The organism is Nocardia sp. PLKS1-43 (assembly GCF_059510335.1).
On record NZ_JCAJZQ010000027.1, the window covers coordinates 1 to 20,125 of the forward strand.

The window sequence follows — 20,125 nt, forward strand, 5'->3', positions numbered from 1 at the left end:
ACCCCACTGAGCCCCTGTGAAAATGGTCGTTTCACGTCGACTGTATAAGCGAGACGTCTATGACAATTTTCCGAGGCGATCATGTTCGCGATCACAAGCGTTACCTCTGGGTCCTGAGTTCACTGGCGCCCGCGGTCGCCCTACTGCCCGCGCAATTGGTGAGCGGCACGGGGCTTCGACTGTTCTGGTGGATCGGTCCGATCCTCGTGCTCGGAGTGATTCCCTTCCTGGACATCGCGATGGGAGTCGACGACAGGAACCCGCGCGACGAAGACTACGAGGCGCTGACAAACGATCGTTATTACCGTTGGTGCGTCTACGCTTTCCTGCCCATACAATTCGCCGGCCTGGTCATCGCGGGATTCATGTGGTCCAGTCCGGAATTGAAACTCGTGGACAAGCTGGGATTGGCCGCAACGATGGGCTTCGTTTCCGGTGTGGGCATCAATGCCGGTCATGAACTCGGCCATCGAGTCGAAAAACTCGAACGCTGGCTGGCGAAAATCGCGCTGGCGCAATCCTTGTACGGGCATTTCTACGTCGAGCACAATCGTGGTCATCACGCCCGTGCCGCCACACCGGAGGATCCGGCGAGCGCCCGATTCGGTGAGTCACTCTGGAAATTTCTTCCTCGAAGTATTTTCGGCGGCTTTCGCTCGGCGTTGATTCTGGAACGAAAACGCCTGTCCCAGCACGGAAAAAGGTGGCTCAGCCCGGACAACAACCTGCTGCAGGCATGGGCCATGAGCGCAGTGCTGTTCGGTACGTTGATCCTCGTCTACGGGCCCGTGATCATTCCCTTCCTGATAGTGCAGGCGATGATCGGCATCGTCCTGCTCGAGACGGTGAACTACCTCGAGCACTACGGCTTGCTGCGGGCGCGCCGCGCCGACGGCCGGTACGCGCGGTGCTCTCCCCGCGACAGCTGGAACAGTGATCGCCTGGTCACCAATGTGTTTCTGTTTCACCTGCAACGGCACAGTGATCATCACGCGAATCCGGGCCGTCGTTATCAGACCCTGCGCAGCTCCGACGAGTCGCCGCAACTGCCGTACGGCTACGCCACCATGGTCGTGCTGGCCTTCATCCCGCCGTTGTGGCGCAGGGTGATGGATCGCCGGGTGCTGGCCCACTACGGCGGCGATATGACGCTCGTGAACAAGGGGCCATGAGCCGACCGCCGATCCCGGCCGTCGCGCGATTCCGGGCCGCCGGAATAACAACACCGATACAAATAGCTGAAGATTCGCCAGGTGCTGTGTTCTGCACCGTATCGGCGTAAGCTGATGATTGGGTCTTCCATTCATATCCAGGCGACTTGTCCGCTCCGAGCGACGTCGCATCGCCCGAATCGGACGGAATGTCAGGCGGCAGGCGGGCTGGGCGACCGGACCCGTTCAATGGTTATCCACGCTGCGCAACCGGTCATTGCCTGAGCAATTGATTGCCAGACTCAGGGTGCGGACGCCGGCTCCGGAGCGTGGTTTCATCTCCGCGGCCGGCACCCCCGCCAGGTGAAAGTCGAGATGGTGGCTGTAGCAGACCGTCATGGCGCGAAACGAAGTCTCTCGAAGGTCGGAAAAATGTCTCAAGCAAAGATCAAGATCATGGCAGTGACCGCATTGGCGGCGCCCCTGGCTGTGCTCGCGGCTCCCACGGCTGCCGCCGGCTCGATGCCGGCCACAGCGCCCGCAACCGTGGCTGCGTCGACGCATCAGGCAACCCCGGTCGGTGGTGGTGGGTCGCTCCACATCTGTTTCCCCCTGGGCAGTTTCGTGTGGTGCATCTGAATTAGAAGGTTGGTGACAAGAGTCCACCGCGACAGCCGATGCCCGGCGACCGGCGGGCATCGGTTCGATCGGGACCGGATACCGGCGTAGCCCGATCGAAAGGATCCGGACTTGAGCGATCTTTCTCGCCGTGACCTGCTCGAGACGTCGGTGGCGGCGGTGGCGGTCGTTGTTTCGGGCCTGACGGCCGCGGACACTCCGGAGATCGCCCGAGCGAGCGCCCCGAAGAAAGCGATCGCGGGCTACCCGGCGCAAAGCCCCGGATGCCCGTCCGCGGCGCTCACCGGTCATATCGTCCGCCCCGGTGACGCGGGCTACGACGACGCGCGGCTCGGCTGGGACCAGCTCTTCTCGCACTATCCGCTCGTCATCGTCTTCGCGCAGGAAACCCAGGACGTGGTGAACGCCCTCGGCTGGGCGCGCCGGAACGACGTCGCGCTGCGGGTGCGCAGTGGCCGCCACGCCCTCGAGGGCTGGTCGAACGTCGACAACGGCATCGTGATCGACGTCAGCGGGCTGAAGTCGGCCCGGATCGACCCCGGCGCGCGTATCGCAACGGTCGGCGCCGGACTGAACCAGCTGGAAGCCGTGACGACGCTCGCGAAGCGGAATCTCGCGATCACCACCGGAAGCGAGGGGAGCGTGAGCGTCTGCGGCGCCACACTCGGCGGTGGGCTCGGCCCGCTCAACCGCTGGCTCGGCATGGCCTGCGACAGCCTGATCGCGGCCGAGATCGTCGTTCCGTCCGGGGCCGACTGCGCCGAGGTGATCAACGCGGATTCGCAGCACAACTCCGATCTGCTCTGGGCGCTTCGCGGCGCGGGAAACGGCAACTTCGGCATCGTCACCCGACTCACCTATCAGGTGGCTGCGCTCACGCGGCTGGCGAACGTGCAGGCGACATGGGACGGGCTCGGCGACCTGAACGGAGTCTTCCAGGCATGGCAGCGTGCGCTCCCGTCCGCCGACCCGCGTCTGGGCTCGGAGCTGGAGATCCACAAGTCCCGGATCCTGCTGTCCGCGTGGCTGGTCGAGGGGACGGCCGCACAGGCCAGGCAGATGCTGACTCCGGTTCTTTCGGTCGGCAAGCCCGACGTCACGGTGCAGGTCGGTAACTGGGGCGATATCTTCGGGGGAGCCCAGACCCCGCTCCCGCAAGAGCCCGCGAACTGGAAGTTCTTCTCGCAGTTCGTGAAAGAGCCGTTCCCGGAGCGGGCGATCGACGTCGTCGGCTCCTTCATGCGGAACGCTCTCACCGAGGAGAGCAACTACTTCGTCGATGCGTTCGGCGGCGCGATCGCGAGGGAGCCGCGCGGCGGCACGGCGTTCGCGCACCGCGACGCGCTCTTCTACGGCGAGATCGGCGCGGCCTGGGGAACCCGGTCATCGCAGCCGGGCGTGGGCCACCCGCTGACCTCGCAGGCCCAGGCCTGGATCGCCGAGTTCAGCCAGGCGCTGCGGCCCTATGTGGACGGCGCCTACGTCAACGTGCCGAACGTCGGAATGCAGGGGTGGGAGAGCGCCTATTGGGGCAGCGAGCATTTCGAGCGCCTGCGCAGGATCAAGGCGAAGTACGACCCCCACAACGTTTTCCGCTACGAGCAGAGCATCCCGCCCGCATCGCGCTGATGGCTCTGCGTCTTCTGTGAGCAGCGCCACCTAAATAAAGTTGCTTGCGGCAACCAAATAGTGGATACTTGCCTAAGGCAATCAAACTGCGTGAGTGATCCCCCAGGGCCGTGCCCTACCCGCAGGCCCCTGGGGCGCGAAAGGAAGTTGGATGGCAACCGTTGCGGCGGCCGAGGCGCGTGCGACGGCACCTGATTCAGGTGTCCCGATGTCCCATCGGCAAATCATGGAAGCACTGTCCGGGCTGCTGCTCGGCTTGTTCGTGACGATCCTGTCGTCCACTGTCGTATCGAACGCGCTGCCGACGATCATCGCTGATCTGCACGCCAGCCAGACCACCTACACCTGGGTGATCACCGGGACGCTGCTCGCGATGACGATCACGACGCCGATCTGGGGCAAGCTCGCCGACCTGGTGAGCAAGAAGCTGCTGATCCAGCTGGCCCTGGCGATCTTCGTCATCGGCTCGGCCATCGCCGGTCAGGCGCACAATCCCGCGATGCTCATCACGGCCCGGGTCATCCAGGGCCTCGGCGCGGGCGGCTTGAGCGCCCTGGTGCAGGTGATCATGGCGGTGATGATCGCGCCACGCGAGCGCGGCCGCTACTCCGGCTATATGGGCGCGGTTTTCGCCCTGGCCACCGTCGGTGGTCCGCTCATCGGCGGTGTCATCGTCGACACCTCCTGGCTCGGCTGGCGGTGGTGCTTCTACGTGGGCGTGCCGTTCGCCGTCATCGCGCTGATCGTCCTGCAGAAAACCCTGCACCTCCCGGTCACCAGGCGGAAGGTCAAGATCGACTGGCTCGGCGCGACGCTGGTTTCCGGCGCGGCGGCTCTGCTGTTGCTCTGGGTCTCCTTCGCCGGCAGCAAGTACGACTGGCTGTCGTGGCAGACGGCCGCGATGCTCGGCGGCGCGATCGTCCTGGCAGCGCTGTTCGTAGTGGCGGAGAACTTCGCGAGCGAGCCGATCGTGCCGCTGCACCTGTTCCGGATCCGCACCTTGTCCCTGTCGACGCTGGCCAGCCTGTTCGTCGGTGTCGCGATGTTCGGCGCGACGACCTTCCTGAGCCAGTACTTCCAGCTGGCCCGCGGCGATTCGCCGACCAAGGCCGGCCTGATGACGCTGCCGATGATCGGTGGACTGGCCGTCGCGTCGACGATCTCCGGACGCATCGTCAGCACTACCGGACGCTGGAAGAACATCCTGGTGCTCGGCGCCGGAGTGATGACCGTCGGGTACGGCCTGCTGAGCATCGTGCGTTACGACACCGCCTACTGGCAGGTGGCGATCTATATGCTCTGCGTCGGGGCGGGCCTGGGCATGACCATGCAGAACCTGGTGCTGTGCGTGCAGAATCAGGTCCGCCCGCAGGAACTCGGTGTGGCCAGCTCGACCGTCTCCTTCTTCCGTTCGCTCGGCGGCGCGATCGGCGTCTCGGCGCTCGGTGCGTTGCTGGGTAGCCGGGTCACCCACTACATGACCGACGGTCTCGCAGGCATCGGCGTGCACTCCGTCGGAAGCGGTGGCTCGATCCCGAAGTTGTCCGCCCTGCCGGCCCCGATCCGCCAGATCGTTCAGGATTCCTACGGTCACGGCGTCGGCGACGTCTTCATGTACGCCGCGCCGTGCGTGCTGATCGCGGTGATCGTGATCCTGTTCATCAAGGAGGTGCCGCTGCGCACGTCCAACAGCCAGGAGCCGGTCGCCGTTGCTCCCGCCGCTGCTGCGGCCGACGCCTCGGCGCGCGGCCGGCACGCCAAGCGTCCGGAGTTCGGTTCCACCGCCAACCCGGTCCAGTCCAACGGGCGGGTCACCGCCGCGGCGGATGCCTTGGTCCGGACGGGAGCGTCGAATGGCAGCGGCATGATTCGCGGTTTTGTCCGCAACGGCGGTGCGCCGATGCCCGGTGCGGCGCTCACGCTGATCGACGTCGCCGGACGCCAGATCGGCCGCGCGACCACCGGCGCCGACGGACGGTACGTCCTGGATGTCCCGGGTCGCGGCGCCTACGTACTGATCGCCGCGGCGGGAAATCACGATCCGCAGGCCGCGAGCGTCCTGGTCGGCGACGACCCGGTAGACCTCGACGTGACGCTCACCGGCTCCGGCGCCCTGGCCGGAACGGTCCGCGGCGTGGACGGCGCACCCATCGAAGACGCGATGGTCGTCGTGACCGACGGACGTGGTGAGGTCGTCGCGGGCGGTGCGACCGACGCCGACGGCGGCTTCCTCGTCCCGGCGGTGACCGCCGGCGTCTACACGCTCGCGGTCAGTGCCGCCACCTACCGGCCGACCGCACTGCCGGTCGAGGTCGGCAGCGGCCGGACCAGCCAGGACATCGAACTGCTGCCCGATATGCGGGTGCACGGCACGATCCGGGCCGAGGGCCGCGGCCCGGTCCCGGACGCGCGCGTCAGGCTGCTCGACGCGGCCGGGAACGTGGTCGGCGTGACGACCACCGGCCCCGACGGAGAGTACGACTTCACCGGCCTGACCGGCGGTCGATACACCGTCACCGCCACCGGGTATCCGATGGTCAGCAGCGGGATCGAGCTGACCGGTCCCGGCGAGGATTCGCACGATCTGTGGCTCGGCCACCCCGGCGAATGACACCGATCCGCCGGACCGCCGATCGTGGCGGTCCGACGGAGACCGATAGGTTGCCGGGTATGAGGGCAGACGAGGAAACGATGACGAAGGGGACCACGCCCGCCGACGAACACGAGGCGTACCGGGCGGTCGAGCACGAGCTCGGCGTGCTCTTCCGTCGTGCGCGCGCACTGTCCGCCGAGGTGGCACGCGAGGTGCACCCGGAACTCGAGCCCGCGGCATACGGATTGCTCGTCGGCATATACGACTGCGCCCGTTCGCGCCCCAGCGACCTGGCCGACCACTTCGGCGTCGGCAAGGCCACCATCAGCCGCCAGGTGAAGGTGCTGGAACAACTCCAGCTGATCGAGCGACGCCCCGACCCCGACGACGGCCGCGCCCACCTGCTCGTCCTTACCGACGAGGGCCGCCGAAGGGTGGAGACCGCCCGCACCGCCCGCCAACAACGCTTCCACGCGATGCTCGCCACCTGGCCCACCGAGGACGTCCGCGTACTGGGCAGAATGCTCGCCCGGTTCAACGACCTCGCCGAAAGCCGGGCGGGCCGCCTCTGAGGGAGCCCGATCGGGCGCGTTCTCCGGCAGGTCGCGCGACCGAGAGCCTGAGAGCCGTTACCACAGCAGGCTTCTCGCCTCAGGCCGTGCGACCAGATGGCGGTCGGGGCCGCGGGATCGCTTGCCGGTCAATGATTGCAGGACCGGCGAATGACCGGAACGCGGCATTACGGCGCGTACGGATGTCGGCAACCGAGTCGGTCGCCGTAACTGCCGGTTGTGGTCGCGGTCCTATCGGTAGCCCCGTTTGAGCAGGTATTCGGCTCCCGCGCCGAAGCCCTCGGGAGTGAGTAGTTCGAAGCCGAAAGCGTCTGCGAGGCGGTTTGTTGTATTGAATGCCGCGCAGACCGCCAGCGCGTCCTCGACTTGCTGAGGTGACACGCCTGCGTCCAACACTTGCCGGATGTCCTCGGCGCTCACGGTTCCGTCCTGAGTCAGCGTGCCGAGCATCCGCAGCGTTGCCCGCAGCCCGTCGCCGATCGGTGCCGATTCCGGATCTGCCAGTACCGCTTGCACTTTCGCGTCGTCCTGGTAGGCCTGCCCCGCGGTAGCGGTGTGTGCGCCGATGCAGAACAGGTTCTTGTTGACCTTCGACACGAAGGCCGCCATCAGCTCTCGGTCGGCGACCGACCAGGCGGAAGGTCCGCGCATCGCCTCGTGAGTGAACGCCTTCGCCCGGGCGCCGTAGAAATCGGGGCGGTAGAAGACCAGTTTGGCGGCATCCGGTAGCGGCTGTCCGGTGAACATTCGGATGAGCGTGAACAGCACCTTGGTCGCGGGGCGGTAACCGCGGTTGAGGATCTCGGGTCGCATTATCGGGCCGCCTTGCCGGTTGCTTCGGCCAGTGCCGCCAGTCCCGTGTCGTACAGCCGGGCGGACTGGCCGACCGCGGCGCAGATCACCAGCTCGAACAGCTCGTCCTCGGTGAAGCCCGCCGCCTGTGCCACAGCGAAGTCCGTGTCGGTGATCTCCGTCGGCCTCGTGGCGACCTTGTCGACCAGCGTCTGCACAGGCGGGGGCAGGTCGGCGTTGCGGAAGGCGCGGGCGCGCCGCTCCGCGGATGTCCTGCTCTTTCCGTTCAGGAGGCGATCCACCAGAGCCTGGTGCGCTGCTCGTTTCCTGTCCTCATACGGCACGGCGCTCTCCTGTCCAGTGCGGCTGGTTGTCGGCACCCCATCGGTATCCAACGATGCGATCGAGGAATGACGGATCGTCGGTCAAACATAGTGTCTCCGGGTGCGGGCCGGGCACGGATCAGCCATCTCCTCCCATCGCCGGCAGTCAGCGAGTAATGCCTCCAGTTCTGCGTCATCACGTTCCGCTCGGACCACTCGATACCGAGTGCCCCGAGGGTCATCCGCAGCGCCGTCCGTGGTCAGAGTCAATCGGACCGAAGGTCGACTGACCACCATTGCCTGGCGTGCTGCATCCGGATCGGGGCCCTTCGACCATCTGGACGCTGAGGTGGACGCGTTCGGCGATGTACTGGTTCGAATACCCTTCGGCCACAAGGCGAATGATCGGAAGATCGTGCTCGTCGAGTCGGGCGCATGCACGATCGCGTCCTGCATCGATGTTTCGACCGCTTCGATCGCGTGCTCGGCGCGGTCGGGATGTGCCGGGATATGGCCGACCAGCAGGCTGGCTGAACTCTGTCGGGACGGGGGCTGCTCAGGTCCTGCCGGTCCACCTCGATGACCATGCGTCGCCTCGCGGATCCAGTGGGGCAGAACGGCTCTGGGGAGCAGGTCGATGGGGCCGTGCATCTGTACGGGTTGGGTTGGTCGCTGGGCCGGGTCGGGGCGAGTCTGGGGGAGAATGCCACGACCGTGCAGGCTGGACTTCGTGAGGGGGAGTGGTTATGTGGGACACCCAGGGCCGACCGCGGGAGTAGGTCAGGTAGCTGGTGACGGCGGCGTGATGGAACGGGTTATTGCGCTCTTCCGGGGCCGTTCTTGGGGGCTGGTCAAGATAGCATCGGGGCTGGGACTAGGTCAGGACTGGAGATGCCTCGCAACAGACGTCCGCAGGATCGGCAAGAGAAGCGTGCGGAGATCGTGGTGGCTGCTCGGCGGTTGTTCGTCGAGGAGGGATACGACGCGGCGTCGATGGCGCGGATCGCCCGCGACGCCGGAGTGGTGTCGAACACGCTGTACTGGTACTTCCAGGACAAGGACGCGGTATTGATCGCGGTCCTGGACGCGGTCCTGGCCGACTCGATGGCCTCCTACAGCCAACTGCTGGGCTCGAGCTTGGCTGATCGGCTGTTGTGGCTGGTCGGGGAATTGGAGCAGCTGGGCCGGTTGGTGAGCACGGTGCACACGCGCGCCGAGGAGTCCGCATCCATTCAGGAATGGCACGAGCAGTTCCACGCGCTGGCCGAGGGATTGTTCCGGGCAGAGCTGATCGAGCTCGGCGTGCCCGCTGACGAAGTGGATCCGCTGGTCACGATCGGCGTTTTCGTTGTCGAGGGCTTGCTGACGCATCCGACTGATCAGGAGCAGCGGCGCGCGGTGATCGAGACGTTGCTGAACAGCGCTCGCAGTCTTGCCGCAGCCGCCGGCTGAATGCCTGGTCTCCGCACGTCCACCTTGAGGCGACCTACTGCGTGTTGCGTGCGGAGTATTCGAATTGTGTTGCCAGGAAATAGAGTTGGTCACGCACGGCGCGTTCGAAGTGCTCGCCCACATAGATGTCGAAGTGGTCGCAGGGGTAGTTCTGGACGTGCACGTGTGCCAGGCCCTGCGCGCGCCGCTTCGTGGTCTTCGCGGGCGCGGCCGCGTCGTTGTCGCAGACACACAGCAGCGTCGGAGTGCTGAAGCGGGCCAGCGTGCGACCGGGCCGATAGAGCGGAAGGTACAGCACCAGCCGTGCGGCCAGGGCGTTGGCGGCATCGAATTCACCGTCCGGGCCGCGCAATACACCCCATATGCTGTCGCGACCGACACCGGTCACGGGTTCTTCCCCACCGTCGATCTCGCTCAGCTCGATGTTCTTCGACACCTGAGCCCGCACCGACGGCAGCCGTTTCAACAACGCGCTGGTGCGCCGCGAGAGCCGGGTCCCCGCAGGCAGGAGCGCGGAAGCACCGGCGAGAGCGTCGGGTGAGGCCACGAACGCGGGCATCCAGGACGTCCCCGCCATCGGCAACAGGATCGGCTTCGCGCCGAACCAGGAACCGACCGTGTCGAGGATGCCGGCCCCGGTCAGCGCTACCGCGCTCAGCAGGCCGGTCCGTAGCCGCGAGCGCAACGACGCGGGTCCGTCGGTGAACGGGCACTGTGCCACGACCGCCGCGATACGGGTGTCCTCGGAGGCGACCTGAAGGACATGTCCGCCGCCGAAAGAGCTGCCCCACAACGCGATCCGGTCGACATCGACCTCCGGCAGGGTGCGCGCGAAGGCCAGAGCGGCATGCCAATCGGCGCGTTGTCGGCCGATATCCAGGAGCTGGCGCGGCGCTCCGCCGCTGGCCCCGAGGTGACGGTAGTCGAACACCAGCACCGACCAACCCGCCTCGGCGAACCGTTCCGCGTAGGCATCCAGGCGCATCTCCCGCACCGCCCCGAGTCCGTGCCCCATGATCACCATCGGGCGCGGGCCGTTCAGGTCAGGTGCGGTGTACAACCATGCCGCGCACTCGTCCTGGCCGGAGGGGAACGAGACCGCACGCCGCCGCACCGCCGCCGCCTCGCGCCGATCGGCCGGCCCACTGATTTCCATGACTCGCGTCCTCCGCTTCACCACCGCTCTTCTTGGACGTCATCCAAGAAGTAGGTCGCGGCTACGGTAAAGGTTTCTTGAACGTCAGTCAAGAAGTTGGCGGGATCACGGATCTGCGTTGGCGGCAACCCAACCCCCCAATTGCGCCGTAATCGGCTACCGGATGTCCCGTCTGCGGAGTGCGGTGTGTTCGGCTGCGCCGGGTCGACGGTTCAGGCGCTGTTCGGTGAGGTTGATTCCGAAGCCTATTGGGGATTCGGGGTGTTGGTGAGGAAGATCGGCCAGGCGATTTCGGTGCGCCACTGGGCGGGGTCGGGGGTGTCGCGTTGGCCGGTGAGGTAGTACTCGCGGACGGGGCCGGGAACCCCGAGGGCGTGGCGGGCGACGTAGGTGGCGAGGGCGCCGTAGGTGCGATCGACACTGTCCGGGGAGCCGCGGTGGGTCATGATCGCCAGTTCAGCGGCGGGGACCATGGTCGGATGGACGCGTCCCACAGGGTGGACGGTGCCGGTGCAGGGCACGAAAATGGTCGCTGGGCCGCGGTGGTCGGTGAATATCTCGTCGGCGTAGATCCCGCCGGCCGGACCAATCGGGGGCAGGTGTTGGGCGATGAGGGTCGCATACAGTTCGCCGAGCGCGCCTTGCAGCCACGTGACGCTGTCGGTGGCGTCGACGATCTCGGTGACCGCGGCCGCTGCGACGGCGGAAACGGCGCGCAACTCGACGGCGCTGTCATCGGATATGTTGTGCCTCAATAGATCCCGCAGCTGATCGACGGCACGTTGGGTTCGGCCGAGTTGCGTCTGCAGGCGGTCCAGGTGTGCCACGATTCGTTCGTTGCGGGTGTGTGGATCGGGGGTCGCCACCACGGCCTGGGCCGGGCCGTCGCCGAACTCTGGGCCCACGACGCCGTCTCGTTCACCATCCAGCTGATCACTCCCACCGTAGGCGAGATCGCCTGGGCCGCACGTGTGTTCCTGATCCTCGATGCCGGGGGCCGGATCCAGGAGGACTACCAGCTGACTGTTCAGCCGCTGGCCGAGCGATAACTCGCCGGTTCCACGTCACGAGATTTCCAGAGACAAGGAAACCCACAATGCCCTACCTCTCAGCACCGGATAGGACCAACCTGTTCTACCGGGACCACGGTGTCGGCCGACCTGTCCTCTTCGTGCACAGCATGCTGATGAGCAGCGATATGTGGCGGCATCACATGCTGCACCTCACCGGACACGGCTACCGCACCGTCGCCTACGACCGGCGTGGTCACGGACGATCCGACGACCCCGGGACCGGATACGACTTCGACACTCTCGCCGATGATCTGGCCGCGCTGCGCGACCGGCTCGACCTCACCGACGTCACACTGGTCGGACATTCGATGGGCGGCGGGGAGGTGATCCGGTATTTGAGCCGACACGGGGCGCGTCGGATTTCGCGGATCGCCCTGGTCGGCGCGACCGCACCCCATCTCGATGTCGATCCGATGCGTGCGGCAGAACTGCTGAACCAGCTCCGCACCGGCTACGGACAGTGGGTCGCCGACAACGCCGCACTATCCTTCGGTGACGGCCTGCCCGGGTGTCACATTCCGCAACCCGAGAAGGATGCCACCATTCGAGACTGGATGCAGGTCTCACTACATGCCGCAGTGGAATGCAGCCGAGTCAATCTGGTCGCCGACTTCCGAGACGAGGCCAGCCGTATCACCATGCCGGCACTGATCGTTCATGGCGACCACGATTCCTTCGCACCATTACAGACCTGCGGGCAACGCTCGGCCGAACTGATCCCCGACAGCACACTCGTGATCTACGAGAACGCCTCCCACATGCTGCATCTGTCCCACCGCGAACAGCTCAACAACGACCTGCTCGCATTCCATCGGAACCCGGCTGTGCGTGACTCCGAGGTCGCAGCGCCGGTCACATAGGGCAATGTTGCGGCGCATGCCATCTCGGTTACGGACGCGTCCAACCGGCCGGGCTGGTGACGGGGCGGTCGTCGTCCGTCTGAACGATCGAGCGGGCCTCGTACTGGGTGGACAGGACGATGTGGGTCTCGATCGGGCCATGTTCGCCGATGCGTCAGCAGGCAGCGGCCCATCGCGCACTGCAGCTGGATGAACGCCAGGATTGGTAGCCGGTGATCACGCCCGCACCCTCGAGTCGCCGCACCCGTTCGGCATGTTCGCCCTCGCGCCGCTGTCGGGCCTGCTGTGTGACCGTTTCGGCGGACGTGCCCTGATCGCCATCGGCCTTGCGCTGCCGGCGATCTCGTCGATCTCGGCCGTAACCTCTTGCGGTGGAATGACCTTCGCGATCGTGCTGTTCCGGCTCGGCTACGGCTGGAACCTCGCCTACATCGGCGCGAGCAGCCTGATCGCGGGCAACCTGCCCGGGTGGATCGAATGCGGTTGCAGGGCGCGGTGGAATCGCGGGTGTGGGGCGGATCGGCCGTGGCCACAGCGGCTTCCATTGCGGGCTTCGCGGCGGGTGGTTACGGTCTGCTCGCCGTGCTGTCGCTGGCCTTGCTGGCCGTACCCGCCATGCTCCTGCTCCGCACGTCGAATCCGTAGTGAGTCAAGCCCCTCCCGGTCCAGCCGCCAGGGGCCCGAACCGTCGCGATGCCGCTCAGTTCGGCGCGATCTCCAACAGCGCTGTGACCCGAGCAGTAGTCCGGCAACGCTTCGTTACGGGTTGCTGTCCGGCCGCGGTAGCTGCTGACTCAGCACTCTGTCGACGATCGTCTCGATGTACGCTCGGTCGACATCGAGACCGGCGAACAGCCGCCGGTACATCACAGGCCCGGCGAGCTGGTCGATGATCAGCTGGATGTCGGTGTCGGGCGAGAGCTTGCCGTCGGCGACGGCAGTCCGGAGAATGGCCTGAAATCCGGCGGCACCGGCCCGGAAGAGCGTTTCCTTGAGCGCGGCGAAGGCCGGATCGAACGGTGCCCGCTCCAGCACCGCGCGCATGGTGCGTTCGCTGGCCGGATCGTCGAGCAACTGCCGCAGCCCGTCGAGCTCTCCGAGCAGGTCGGCCCGCAACTGTCCGGTGCACGGCCGACGGGCCCGACCCATCCGCTCCACGGTCGCGTCGCGGATCATCGCGGCCACATCCGGCCAATGCCGATACAGCGTTGTGCGGCCGACACCGCTGCGCGCCGCGACCGCCACATGGGTCACTCCGGTCCAGCCCTCCTCGGCGAGCAACTCCGCGACCGCCGACAGCGCCGCCTGCCGGCTGCGCACCACGCGAGGATCCGGGCCGCGGGTGAGGGCGGACTCGCTTGTCCGAGGCTGCGTGTCGCTCATCGGGCCATCCTTCGCGAGGGCTGGAACGTCATCGCAGAACATCTTGCCCCATCGGCCAATTGTGGTACATACTGTGCCATATCTTCGGGACAAAATGTTCCGAAGATTGCCCGAGGGCATCGACACCGGCGGACGTTTCGGTGAGTCGTCAACTCCTACAGGAGAATTCCGTTGAAAACCTTGCTTATGAGCACCGCGGCCATCCCGGTCACGATCGAGCAGCGTCGATCCCGGCGTCCGGTAGCGGTCGACACGGGCCTGTACCAAGACATGCTGCGCAGCTATGAGGAGACCGCGCGCTCGGCAGACGAGCTCGGCTTCGACGGTTTCGGCAGCACTGAGCACCATTTGCAGACCGAAGGCGGGGAATCGTTGCCGAATCCGCTGCTGGCCTACGCCAAGCTGGCGGCGGCAACCTCGCAGATAAAGTTCATGCCGATGTCTGTCGTGGTGACCGCGCACGATCCGATCCGGGTCGCCGAGGATTTGGCGCTGTTCACCCACCTGTTCCCAGGACGGCTGGCCGGGGTGCAGTTCGCTCGTGGCTATCAGACTCGCTGGATGCAGACCCTGACCCAGTCCGAGCACGTCGTCGCGCTGAATCCGGCTTCCGATCAGCGCAACCGCGCCAGGTTCGACGAATACCTCGCGGTGATCGAAAAGGCTTGGGCGCCGAATGCGTTCAACCACCACGGCGAGTTCTACCAGGCGCCATATCCGGCCGAGGGGATCCGCGACTGGGCACTCGCGGACTGGACGCGCACGTACGGGGGCCTCGGCGAAGTCGACGACGGCGGCACCGTCCACAAGATCGGCGTGATCCCGAAACCACTGGAAACCCCAAAGGTTTTCATTCCGAACGCGTTCTCACCGCAGACCGCGATCGATTCCGCCCGACATGGCCGCACCCTGGTTCTCGCTGCGGGAAACCGCGAACGAGCCCGCGAGACCGCCCGGCTCTACCGCGACACCGCTCACGCAGCAGGCCGGGACCTGCGCATCGGCGAGAACTTCGGCATGCTGGTAAAGATCGCATTCGGCGACACCTTCCAGCAAGCATTCGACTACGCCGTGCGCACCTATGGGTTCTGGTACCAGAACTTCTTCCAGAGATTCGGCTTCACCGAGGTGTTCCGCACCTCCGCCGACGACCCCACCCGGCCATTCGATCTCGGCGACGCACGGGCCCTGACCCAGCGAATGATCGACAGCGGCCAACTGCTGTGCGGGACGGCCGAACAAGTCCACGATCAAGTCGCCGAGGTGGCGAGCGTCTACGGCGACGGCGCACTGGACTGGCTGATCTACGAGACCTGGGGCCAGTCCCTGCCCGACAGCGAACGCATCGATGCCCACCGTTACCAGCTGAAGACCTACGCCGAACACATCATGCCGGCTCTTCGCTGACACGACGTTCCCGAAGCTCCTTGCACGACGAAGGACTACCGATCATGGATAAACCCGATATCACCGTGATGTTCGTGGCGCACAACGCGTTTCGCCGCGAACTTGCCCGGATGCGGGACGCCGCGGCACATGCGGCGATCCGGACAAGCGCCCCGCTGACGTGCACCATACCGCCGAGGACCGGTTGCTGCGGCCGCCGATGCACGCCGAACTCGGCGGCCGGAACCGGTCTGTGAGGCTGCTGGAGACCATGGCCGACGAGCATGCCCGGCTGGACCCGCTGATGGACCAGATCAGCGCCGTTTTACCACAGGGTTCACCCGCTCGCCTGGAAGCCCTCTTCGGCGAACTCGCTGACGCTCTGACCGGTCGGCCAGGTGTACGGCGCGCCCACATGGGATGCCTCGGGCTGGTTCGTATTCGGCGCGACGGGCTGCTGGGGCGGCAGTCGCAACGTCAGGTATGTACCCGGTGTGGTGCCATCGGCGAAGTCTCGTCAGTCCCGAAGGACTGATCGATCACTATACCTTGGGCCAAAATCGTAGCGCAGCAACAACTTTACGCCAGAGGCCGAGTGGCTGGGCAAGGCGACGATTCAGGGTCGGCGCCGGGCGCGCAGGCTCGCGATCGCGTAGGCGAGCGCACTGATCGCGAGCATCGTCGCGCACAGCAGCAGCCAGCGCAGCAGGAACGCCTGCTGGCTGCCTCCGGTGGCTGCGCGGTAGGTGGTTGCACCCTGCTGGATGATGCCCGGGAAGAACAGCAGAAACGACAATCCGATCCCGAGGAAAGGAACTCGGATGTAGTTCACCGGCGACACCCGCAGTCCGGCTCGGGTGGACGCCGCGGCGAGGACACGATCGAGGAGGGCGTATGCGGGGAACAGGATGAGGTCGTGGGCGATGATGGCCGCCGCGAACCATACCGCTATGGCCTGCCACCACACCCGGTGGTTCCACAGGGCGTCGAACCCGAGCGCCCACACGCTGTAGCCGGTGAGCGCCAACGAGGCCGGCAGCACGAGCAAGTGCAGTGGGTGCGCTCCGTATACGCGTTTCCATCGGTGGATCAGTCTGCCGGTGGCCATCTCACGCCCTCCGGAATTCGATGCTGGAGACCCATTTCGTGTTGTGCACGCCGGGCATGGCGGGGACGATGATCCGCGCCGGGTAGCCGTGGTCGAGCGAGAGGTCTGCGCCGTTCACGCGCAATGCCAGCAATGCGTCGGGGTCGAGTACCTGATTCGCTTGCAGGAGTGCGCGATTGAACGCCCCGGCCCGTTCGAGCGAGGTCACCGCCGCGGCAGCGGGCTGCTCCACCCCGGCATGGCGAGCCAGATCGGACAGCTTCACCCCGGTCCAGGTTTGCACCGTGGACCACCCTTCGACGCAGGCGATGGGGAGCCGGGCGGCATGTTGCGGCATGGCCAGCAACGTCGCCCGGTTCAGGTGTATCGGAGTGGGACCGCCGATCAAGCTCAGCGCCCAGGAATCGTCGATGTCGGCGCTGCTGATTCCCGCCGCGGTGGCGGTGCGGTTGATCTGAAAGTCGTTGGCGCCGTGGCCTTCGCCGCGTCCGCGCGGTAGCAGCAGAGCGGCCCGGCGGGTGAATCCGCCGACGGTCTGGCCCGCGGTGAGGGCCACGACGAACGCCACGCCACCGCCCACGAGTGCCAGCGCGCCGCGGCGGCTGATGGTCGGTTCGGCGGGATCGGCGGCGACCAGGCCATCGGCGTCGGGTGGTTCGGGTTCGGTCTCGGCGCGGGAAGTGCGCAGCACCTCGCGCAGTGACCGTGAGCGCAGTGCGCTGATCATGCGCGGCAGCTTGACGGCCACATGTGCGGCGAACCCCGCGATGAACACCCACGCCCCGAAGTAGTGGGCGGTGTAGAAGGAGAATCCGAAGATGTAGTCGTACTGGATATTGAGTATCCCGGTGGCCATTTCGAACAGCACTCCGCCCACCAGCATCAACAGCGAGACCCGTTCGATCGCCGCAGCGAGCGACCGCACCGGCGGCCAGGCGAACAGTCGCGGGATCACCGACCACAGCTTGGCCGCCACCACCGGCACGAGCGCGAGCCCCAACCCGACATGCAGGCCCTGGGTGAGCCGGTACAGCCACGACGGGCGGGTGGGCCAATCGAATGTGGGCAGCGCCAGGCCCCCGACGTGCGCGGGGATCGCCTGACCGAACCGCGGCCCGTACGCGATGTACGACAACAAGCCGGTGACGATCACGATCGGCAGGCAGACCAGCAGTACCGCCCCGAACATCGAGGTCAGCCATGGGCCTCTCAGCGGGCTACGCCACCGCAGCCGAATGTGCTTGTGCTGCATCATCTCTTCGTCTCCCGTCGTTCCTGAACGACGCGAAGCCCCTCGGCAATGCGGGCTCGGCGCACGGTGCTGTGTGCGGGTCCGTCGATAGGACAACCACTCGAGGTGAAGATACGTCGCAGCCTGCGGTTTCCGTGGTCGCCACCAGCGCTCGAATCCCGAATCGGTACCGCATTCGGCGGTCCCGCCAGGGCGAATGACGAAATCATGACGGCCTGCAACCGCACCCTGTGATTGCTCTCTGGCGCGGACCCGCAGCAGCGAAGTTCTGTGCCTCGGCGGCCTTCTGCGGCGACGGCTCGTTGCCGCGATACGCCTTGAAATACCGCGCCCGCGCCGAACAAGCTGAGTATGTGCAGCCCCGAGAGCGGACGCCTGCCGTGATTGTGGTGTGAGCCGAGGATGGTCGTATGACGGCTTCGAACAACGCCGCTCCTCAATCAACACCGCCGACGTCACTTCGGGGTGCTTACTGGAACACTGAACAGACGATGATCAGGCCGATACTCGGTCGGAGATGGTCTCATTCCTACAGGCGGCAAAAGCCCCGATCAAGCGGCGGAGCGATTTGACGCTTCGGCGGATGTGTCATGCCGGAACTGGTGGGCGCTGCCCGGAGTTACCGAATCCGCTCGGACTGCTCGAACGGCCGCGCGGGTGGGCGTTTGGCGATTCGGTCGACGGGGCTCGGGTATGGCGGGACTGTTGTCCCGGGGCGGCCGGGGCCGCACGCTTTGGATGTGGGGTTCAGTTCGTGATGCGGCCACCGGCGACATCGATGGTGAGGCCGGTGAGATAGCCGGAGGCGTCCGATGCCAGGAACAGCACGGCTTCGGCGACATCGGTGGTAGTGCCCAGGCGCCCGATAGGGTGCAGGCCGGCGACCTGTCGCTGCACCGGTTCCGGCATATTCGCCGCTACCTTCTCGGTGCGAATTGAGCTGGGCGCGATGGCATTCACGCGCACACCGTGTGGGCCGAATTCGGTGGCCAGCTGCCGGGTCATCATGATGAGCCCGGCATTGGCGACGCCGTAGGCGAGATTGGCTCGACTGGGCTGGCGCCCCGCGGACGAGGACATTGTGATGATGCTGCCGCGGCCGCGTTCGGCCATGCCCGGCAGGAATTCCCGGACGGTCAGGAAACACGAGGTGAGATCCGAGTCGAGCACCGCCCGCCAGCGCGCCTCGCTCAAGTCGGTGGAGGGCACTGGCATTCCCTGCCCTCCGGCGAACGCGCCGAGTATGTCGACCGGGCCGATCCGGTCCTGCACCAGTGTGTGGACCTCGGCGAGCGCTGCGGCGGAGGTGACATCGGCGACCGCGGCGACCGCGGTGCCGCCCGCTGTGGCGATATCGGCGACGACGGTGTCCAGGGCGTTTTTGTCGCGGCCCACGACGGCGACCCTCACCCCCTGGGCGGCGAGCATGCGGGCGGTCTGTGCGCCGATGCCGCGGGATCCACCGGTAATGACGGCGGTGCGGCCGGCCAGATCGGAGTAGGTGCTGAGCATGATGGTGACCTTTCGAAGCGGGAGCGTATTCAGCGGCGGTACAGGATGATCGCGGTGGCCAGCAGCCACAGCAGGCCGCCGAACCGGACCACCGGCAACAGGAACAGCAGGGCGGGTGCGATCAGCCCGAATGCCGACAGCGCGGCTGCCACGGCGATGAGCAGGCCTGTCCAGGCCAGCGGGCGCGGGAGCACCCGGCCCAGCACAGCGGGCACGGCGACACCGAGGACGAACAAGCCGAATCCGAGCGCGTAGGCGCAGCCTCCGGAGACGAATCCGAGGTCGGCGACGACCCGTGCGAGGTCGGGGGAGGCGGTACCGGGCAGGCGTGCGCCGGCCCACGTGAACACGGCGCTCGCGGTGAGCCCTGCGGCTGCGAGCAGGCCGCCGGCCATCGCGATCGGTGGCACACCTGGCATCCGGGCCGACACGGCGCGGTAGATCAGCGTGGCGGCCACGGCCAGTGCCGAGGCCGAGGCCAGCAGCAGCATGGCGCCCAGTTCGAGCAGGCCGCGGTGGGCGGTGTCGTACGCCAGCACCGACGCGGAGGCCGTATCCGGGTGCGGGACACCGGAATTCACCCCAACGTATCCGGCGGTGAGAACGGTGAACGCGAGGGTCGAAGCAAGAACCGGAAGTGCGGTCCGAGCGGGGATTGTGGGGACGCTCATGGTGGCGATCCTTTCGTCGACGGAGAACCGTGACGTTCGATGACGATTACAAGAAAAGGTCGATTTCCGACCTGCGAGTCCGCGCTGGCGGCCGGGCAGCGCCGCGCCGGCCTCCACCCGGGTGACAGAGCGGTCGGCCGGTGACCGAGTGCGCGAAAGGGCAAGGCCCGCACCGGGGCTCAGCCTGGCACCGGGTGTGCTGTGCGGTCACGATCACTCGACCGACACGACATGCTCGGCTCTTACGCAAGTCCGGCATCGAGCCGTGGAACACTGCCCGGTAGATGGTCCGCGGGTCAGGATCGGGCCGAGGGCATGGAGTCCGGCGACCAGGGTTGGCCGACAGGCCGTAGGTGCTTGCGGTTCGGGCATCTGGTCCAGCAGCACCACGTCCCGAGGCAGCCCGGTCACCAACCGCACGCCCGTGTCACCCGCGTCGCCGGACAAGCCGTACATCATCAGCCGCATCGTGCGTGCGACGTCGGCGGACAGGTCGGCCTCGGCCACACCCGGTTCCTGGAAGTACAGCATCCAGTTGAACCGGTCACCGGCGAAGGAGCGGAGTTCGGTCAG

At 66.4% G+C, this 20,125-nt stretch carries 20 protein-coding genes and 1 pseudogene; 10 read left to right on the forward strand and 11 right to left on the reverse strand.

All coding sequences use genetic code 11. The features are described from left to right. Positions 1-59: 59 nt before the first annotated feature. The 5 genes from AC5WS7_RS40075 to AC5WS7_RS40095 all read left to right on the forward strand — a co-directional run bounded on the left by AC5WS7_RS40075 (position 60) and on the right by AC5WS7_RS40095 (position 6,584). The gene (locus tag AC5WS7_RS40075; protein ID WP_495959891.1) at positions 60-1,172 is read left to right on the forward strand and encodes an alkane 1-monooxygenase; all 1,113 of its coding nucleotides are present in this window, start codon (positions 60-62) and stop codon (positions 1,170-1,172) included. 342 nt (positions 1,173-1,514) lie between these two features. Further along, a complete protein-coding gene (locus AC5WS7_RS40080) occupies positions 1,515-1,790 on the forward strand; it encodes a hypothetical protein (protein WP_495959892.1) in 276 nt (91 codons plus the stop codon). 150 nt (positions 1,791-1,940) lie between these two features. Then, entirely contained in the window at positions 1,941-3,419 is a 1,479-nt protein-coding gene (locus AC5WS7_RS40085) for an FAD-binding oxidoreductase (RefSeq protein WP_495959893.1), read from the forward strand. Between the two features lie 208 nt (positions 3,420-3,627). Then, complete coding sequence (locus AC5WS7_RS40090; protein ID WP_495959894.1) at positions 3,628-6,030, forward strand: MFS transporter; 2,403 nt, start codon at positions 3,628-3,630, stop codon at positions 6,028-6,030. A gap of 80 nt (positions 6,031-6,110) precedes the next feature. Continuing rightward, complete coding sequence (locus AC5WS7_RS40095; protein WP_495959895.1) at positions 6,111-6,584, forward strand: MarR family winged helix-turn-helix transcriptional regulator; 474 nt, start codon at positions 6,111-6,113, stop codon at positions 6,582-6,584. Between the two features lie 231 nt (positions 6,585-6,815). Here the strand turns inward: AC5WS7_RS40095 and AC5WS7_RS40100 are convergent, their stop codons facing one another. Both AC5WS7_RS40100 and AC5WS7_RS40105 read right to left on the reverse strand, forming a co-directional pair. After that, positions 6,816-7,397 carry a carboxymuconolactone decarboxylase family protein gene (locus tag AC5WS7_RS40100; protein ID WP_495959896.1) on the reverse strand — a complete coding sequence of 194 codons (582 nt, stop codon included), beginning with the start codon at positions 7,395-7,397 and terminating at the stop codon, positions 6,816-6,818. Continuing rightward, positions 7,397-7,720, reverse strand: coding sequence for a carboxymuconolactone decarboxylase family protein (locus AC5WS7_RS40105; protein WP_495959897.1), 324 nt, complete (start codon positions 7,718-7,720; stop codon positions 7,397-7,399). The genes AC5WS7_RS40100 and AC5WS7_RS40105 overlap by 1 nt, the downstream gene beginning before the upstream one ends. Before the next feature lie 870 nt (positions 7,721-8,590). Here AC5WS7_RS40105 and AC5WS7_RS40110 point away from each other — a divergent pair. Continuing rightward, positions 8,591-9,151 carry a TetR/AcrR family transcriptional regulator gene (locus tag AC5WS7_RS40110; protein WP_495959898.1) on the forward strand — a complete coding sequence of 187 codons (561 nt, stop codon included), beginning with the start codon at positions 8,591-8,593 and terminating at the stop codon, positions 9,149-9,151. Positions 9,152-9,185: 34 nt separating this feature from the next. Here AC5WS7_RS40110 and AC5WS7_RS40115 read toward each other — a convergent pair whose 3' ends face one another. Further along, entirely contained in the window at positions 9,186-10,307 is a 1,122-nt protein-coding gene (locus tag AC5WS7_RS40115) for an alpha/beta hydrolase (RefSeq protein ID WP_495959899.1), read from the reverse strand. A gap of 245 nt (positions 10,308-10,552) precedes the next feature. Further along, positions 10,553-11,134 (reverse strand): GyrI-like domain-containing protein, encoded by a 582-nt coding sequence (locus AC5WS7_RS40120; protein WP_495959900.1) that lies wholly within the window; start codon positions 11,132-11,134, stop codon positions 10,553-10,555. A gap of 18 nt (positions 11,135-11,152) precedes the next feature. Between AC5WS7_RS40120 and AC5WS7_RS40125 the strand changes: the two genes are divergently transcribed. The 3 genes from AC5WS7_RS40125 (at position 11,153) to AC5WS7_RS40135 (ending at position 12,885) form a co-directional block, all read left to right on the forward strand. Further along, positions 11,153-11,356, forward strand: a complete 204-nt coding sequence (locus AC5WS7_RS40125; protein WP_495959901.1) for a hypothetical protein — start codon at positions 11,153-11,155, stop codon at positions 11,354-11,356. Positions 11,357-11,403: 47 nt separating this feature from the next. Further along, positions 11,404-12,240, forward strand: coding sequence for an alpha/beta fold hydrolase (locus AC5WS7_RS40130; RefSeq protein ID WP_495959902.1), 837 nt, complete (start codon positions 11,404-11,406; stop codon positions 12,238-12,240). Positions 12,241-12,708: 468 nt separating this feature from the next. After that, positions 12,709-12,885, forward strand: a complete 177-nt coding sequence (locus AC5WS7_RS40135; protein WP_495959903.1) for a hypothetical protein — start codon at positions 12,709-12,711, stop codon at positions 12,883-12,885. A gap of 114 nt (positions 12,886-12,999) precedes the next feature. On the opposite strand, the gene AC5WS7_RS40140 is transcribed toward AC5WS7_RS40135, so the two are convergent. Next, a complete protein-coding gene (locus AC5WS7_RS40140) occupies positions 13,000-13,743 on the reverse strand; it encodes a TetR/AcrR family transcriptional regulator (RefSeq protein ID WP_495959909.1) in 744 nt (247 codons plus the stop codon). 51 nt (positions 13,744-13,794) lie between these two features. Here AC5WS7_RS40140 and AC5WS7_RS40145 point away from each other — a divergent pair, with 51 nt between their 5' ends. Further along, a complete protein-coding gene (locus AC5WS7_RS40145; RefSeq protein ID WP_495959904.1) occupies positions 13,795-15,030 on the forward strand; it encodes an LLM class flavin-dependent oxidoreductase in 1,236 nt (411 codons plus the stop codon). Positions 15,031-15,346: 316 nt separating this feature from the next. On the opposite strand, the gene AC5WS7_RS40150 is transcribed toward AC5WS7_RS40145, so the two are convergent. From AC5WS7_RS40150 to AC5WS7_RS40175, 6 genes and pseudogenes are all read right to left on the reverse strand, one after another. After that, positions 15,347-15,484 (reverse strand): hypothetical protein, encoded by a 138-nt coding sequence (locus AC5WS7_RS40150; RefSeq protein ID WP_495959905.1) that lies wholly within the window; start codon positions 15,482-15,484, stop codon positions 15,347-15,349. A 141-nt stretch (positions 15,485-15,625) separates the two neighbouring features. After that, entirely contained in the window at positions 15,626-16,117 is a 492-nt protein-coding gene (locus tag AC5WS7_RS40155) for a hypothetical protein (RefSeq protein WP_495959906.1), read from the reverse strand. Position 16,118: 1 nt separating this feature from the next. Beyond that, positions 16,119-17,369, reverse strand: coding sequence for a molybdopterin-dependent oxidoreductase (locus AC5WS7_RS40160; protein ID WP_495959910.1), 1,251 nt, complete (start codon positions 17,367-17,369; stop codon positions 16,119-16,121). 747 nt (positions 17,370-18,116) lie between these two features. Continuing rightward, complete coding sequence (locus tag AC5WS7_RS40165; protein ID WP_495959907.1) at positions 18,117-18,881, reverse strand: SDR family NAD(P)-dependent oxidoreductase; 765 nt, start codon at positions 18,879-18,881, stop codon at positions 18,117-18,119. A 29-nt stretch (positions 18,882-18,910) separates the two neighbouring features. Continuing rightward, entirely contained in the window at positions 18,911-19,552 is a 642-nt protein-coding gene (locus AC5WS7_RS40170; RefSeq protein ID WP_495959908.1) for a DUF4386 domain-containing protein, read from the reverse strand. 213 nt (positions 19,553-19,765) lie between these two features. Beyond that, a pseudogene (locus tag AC5WS7_RS40175) lies at positions 19,766-20,125 on the reverse strand (hypothetical protein); the annotation flags it as partial.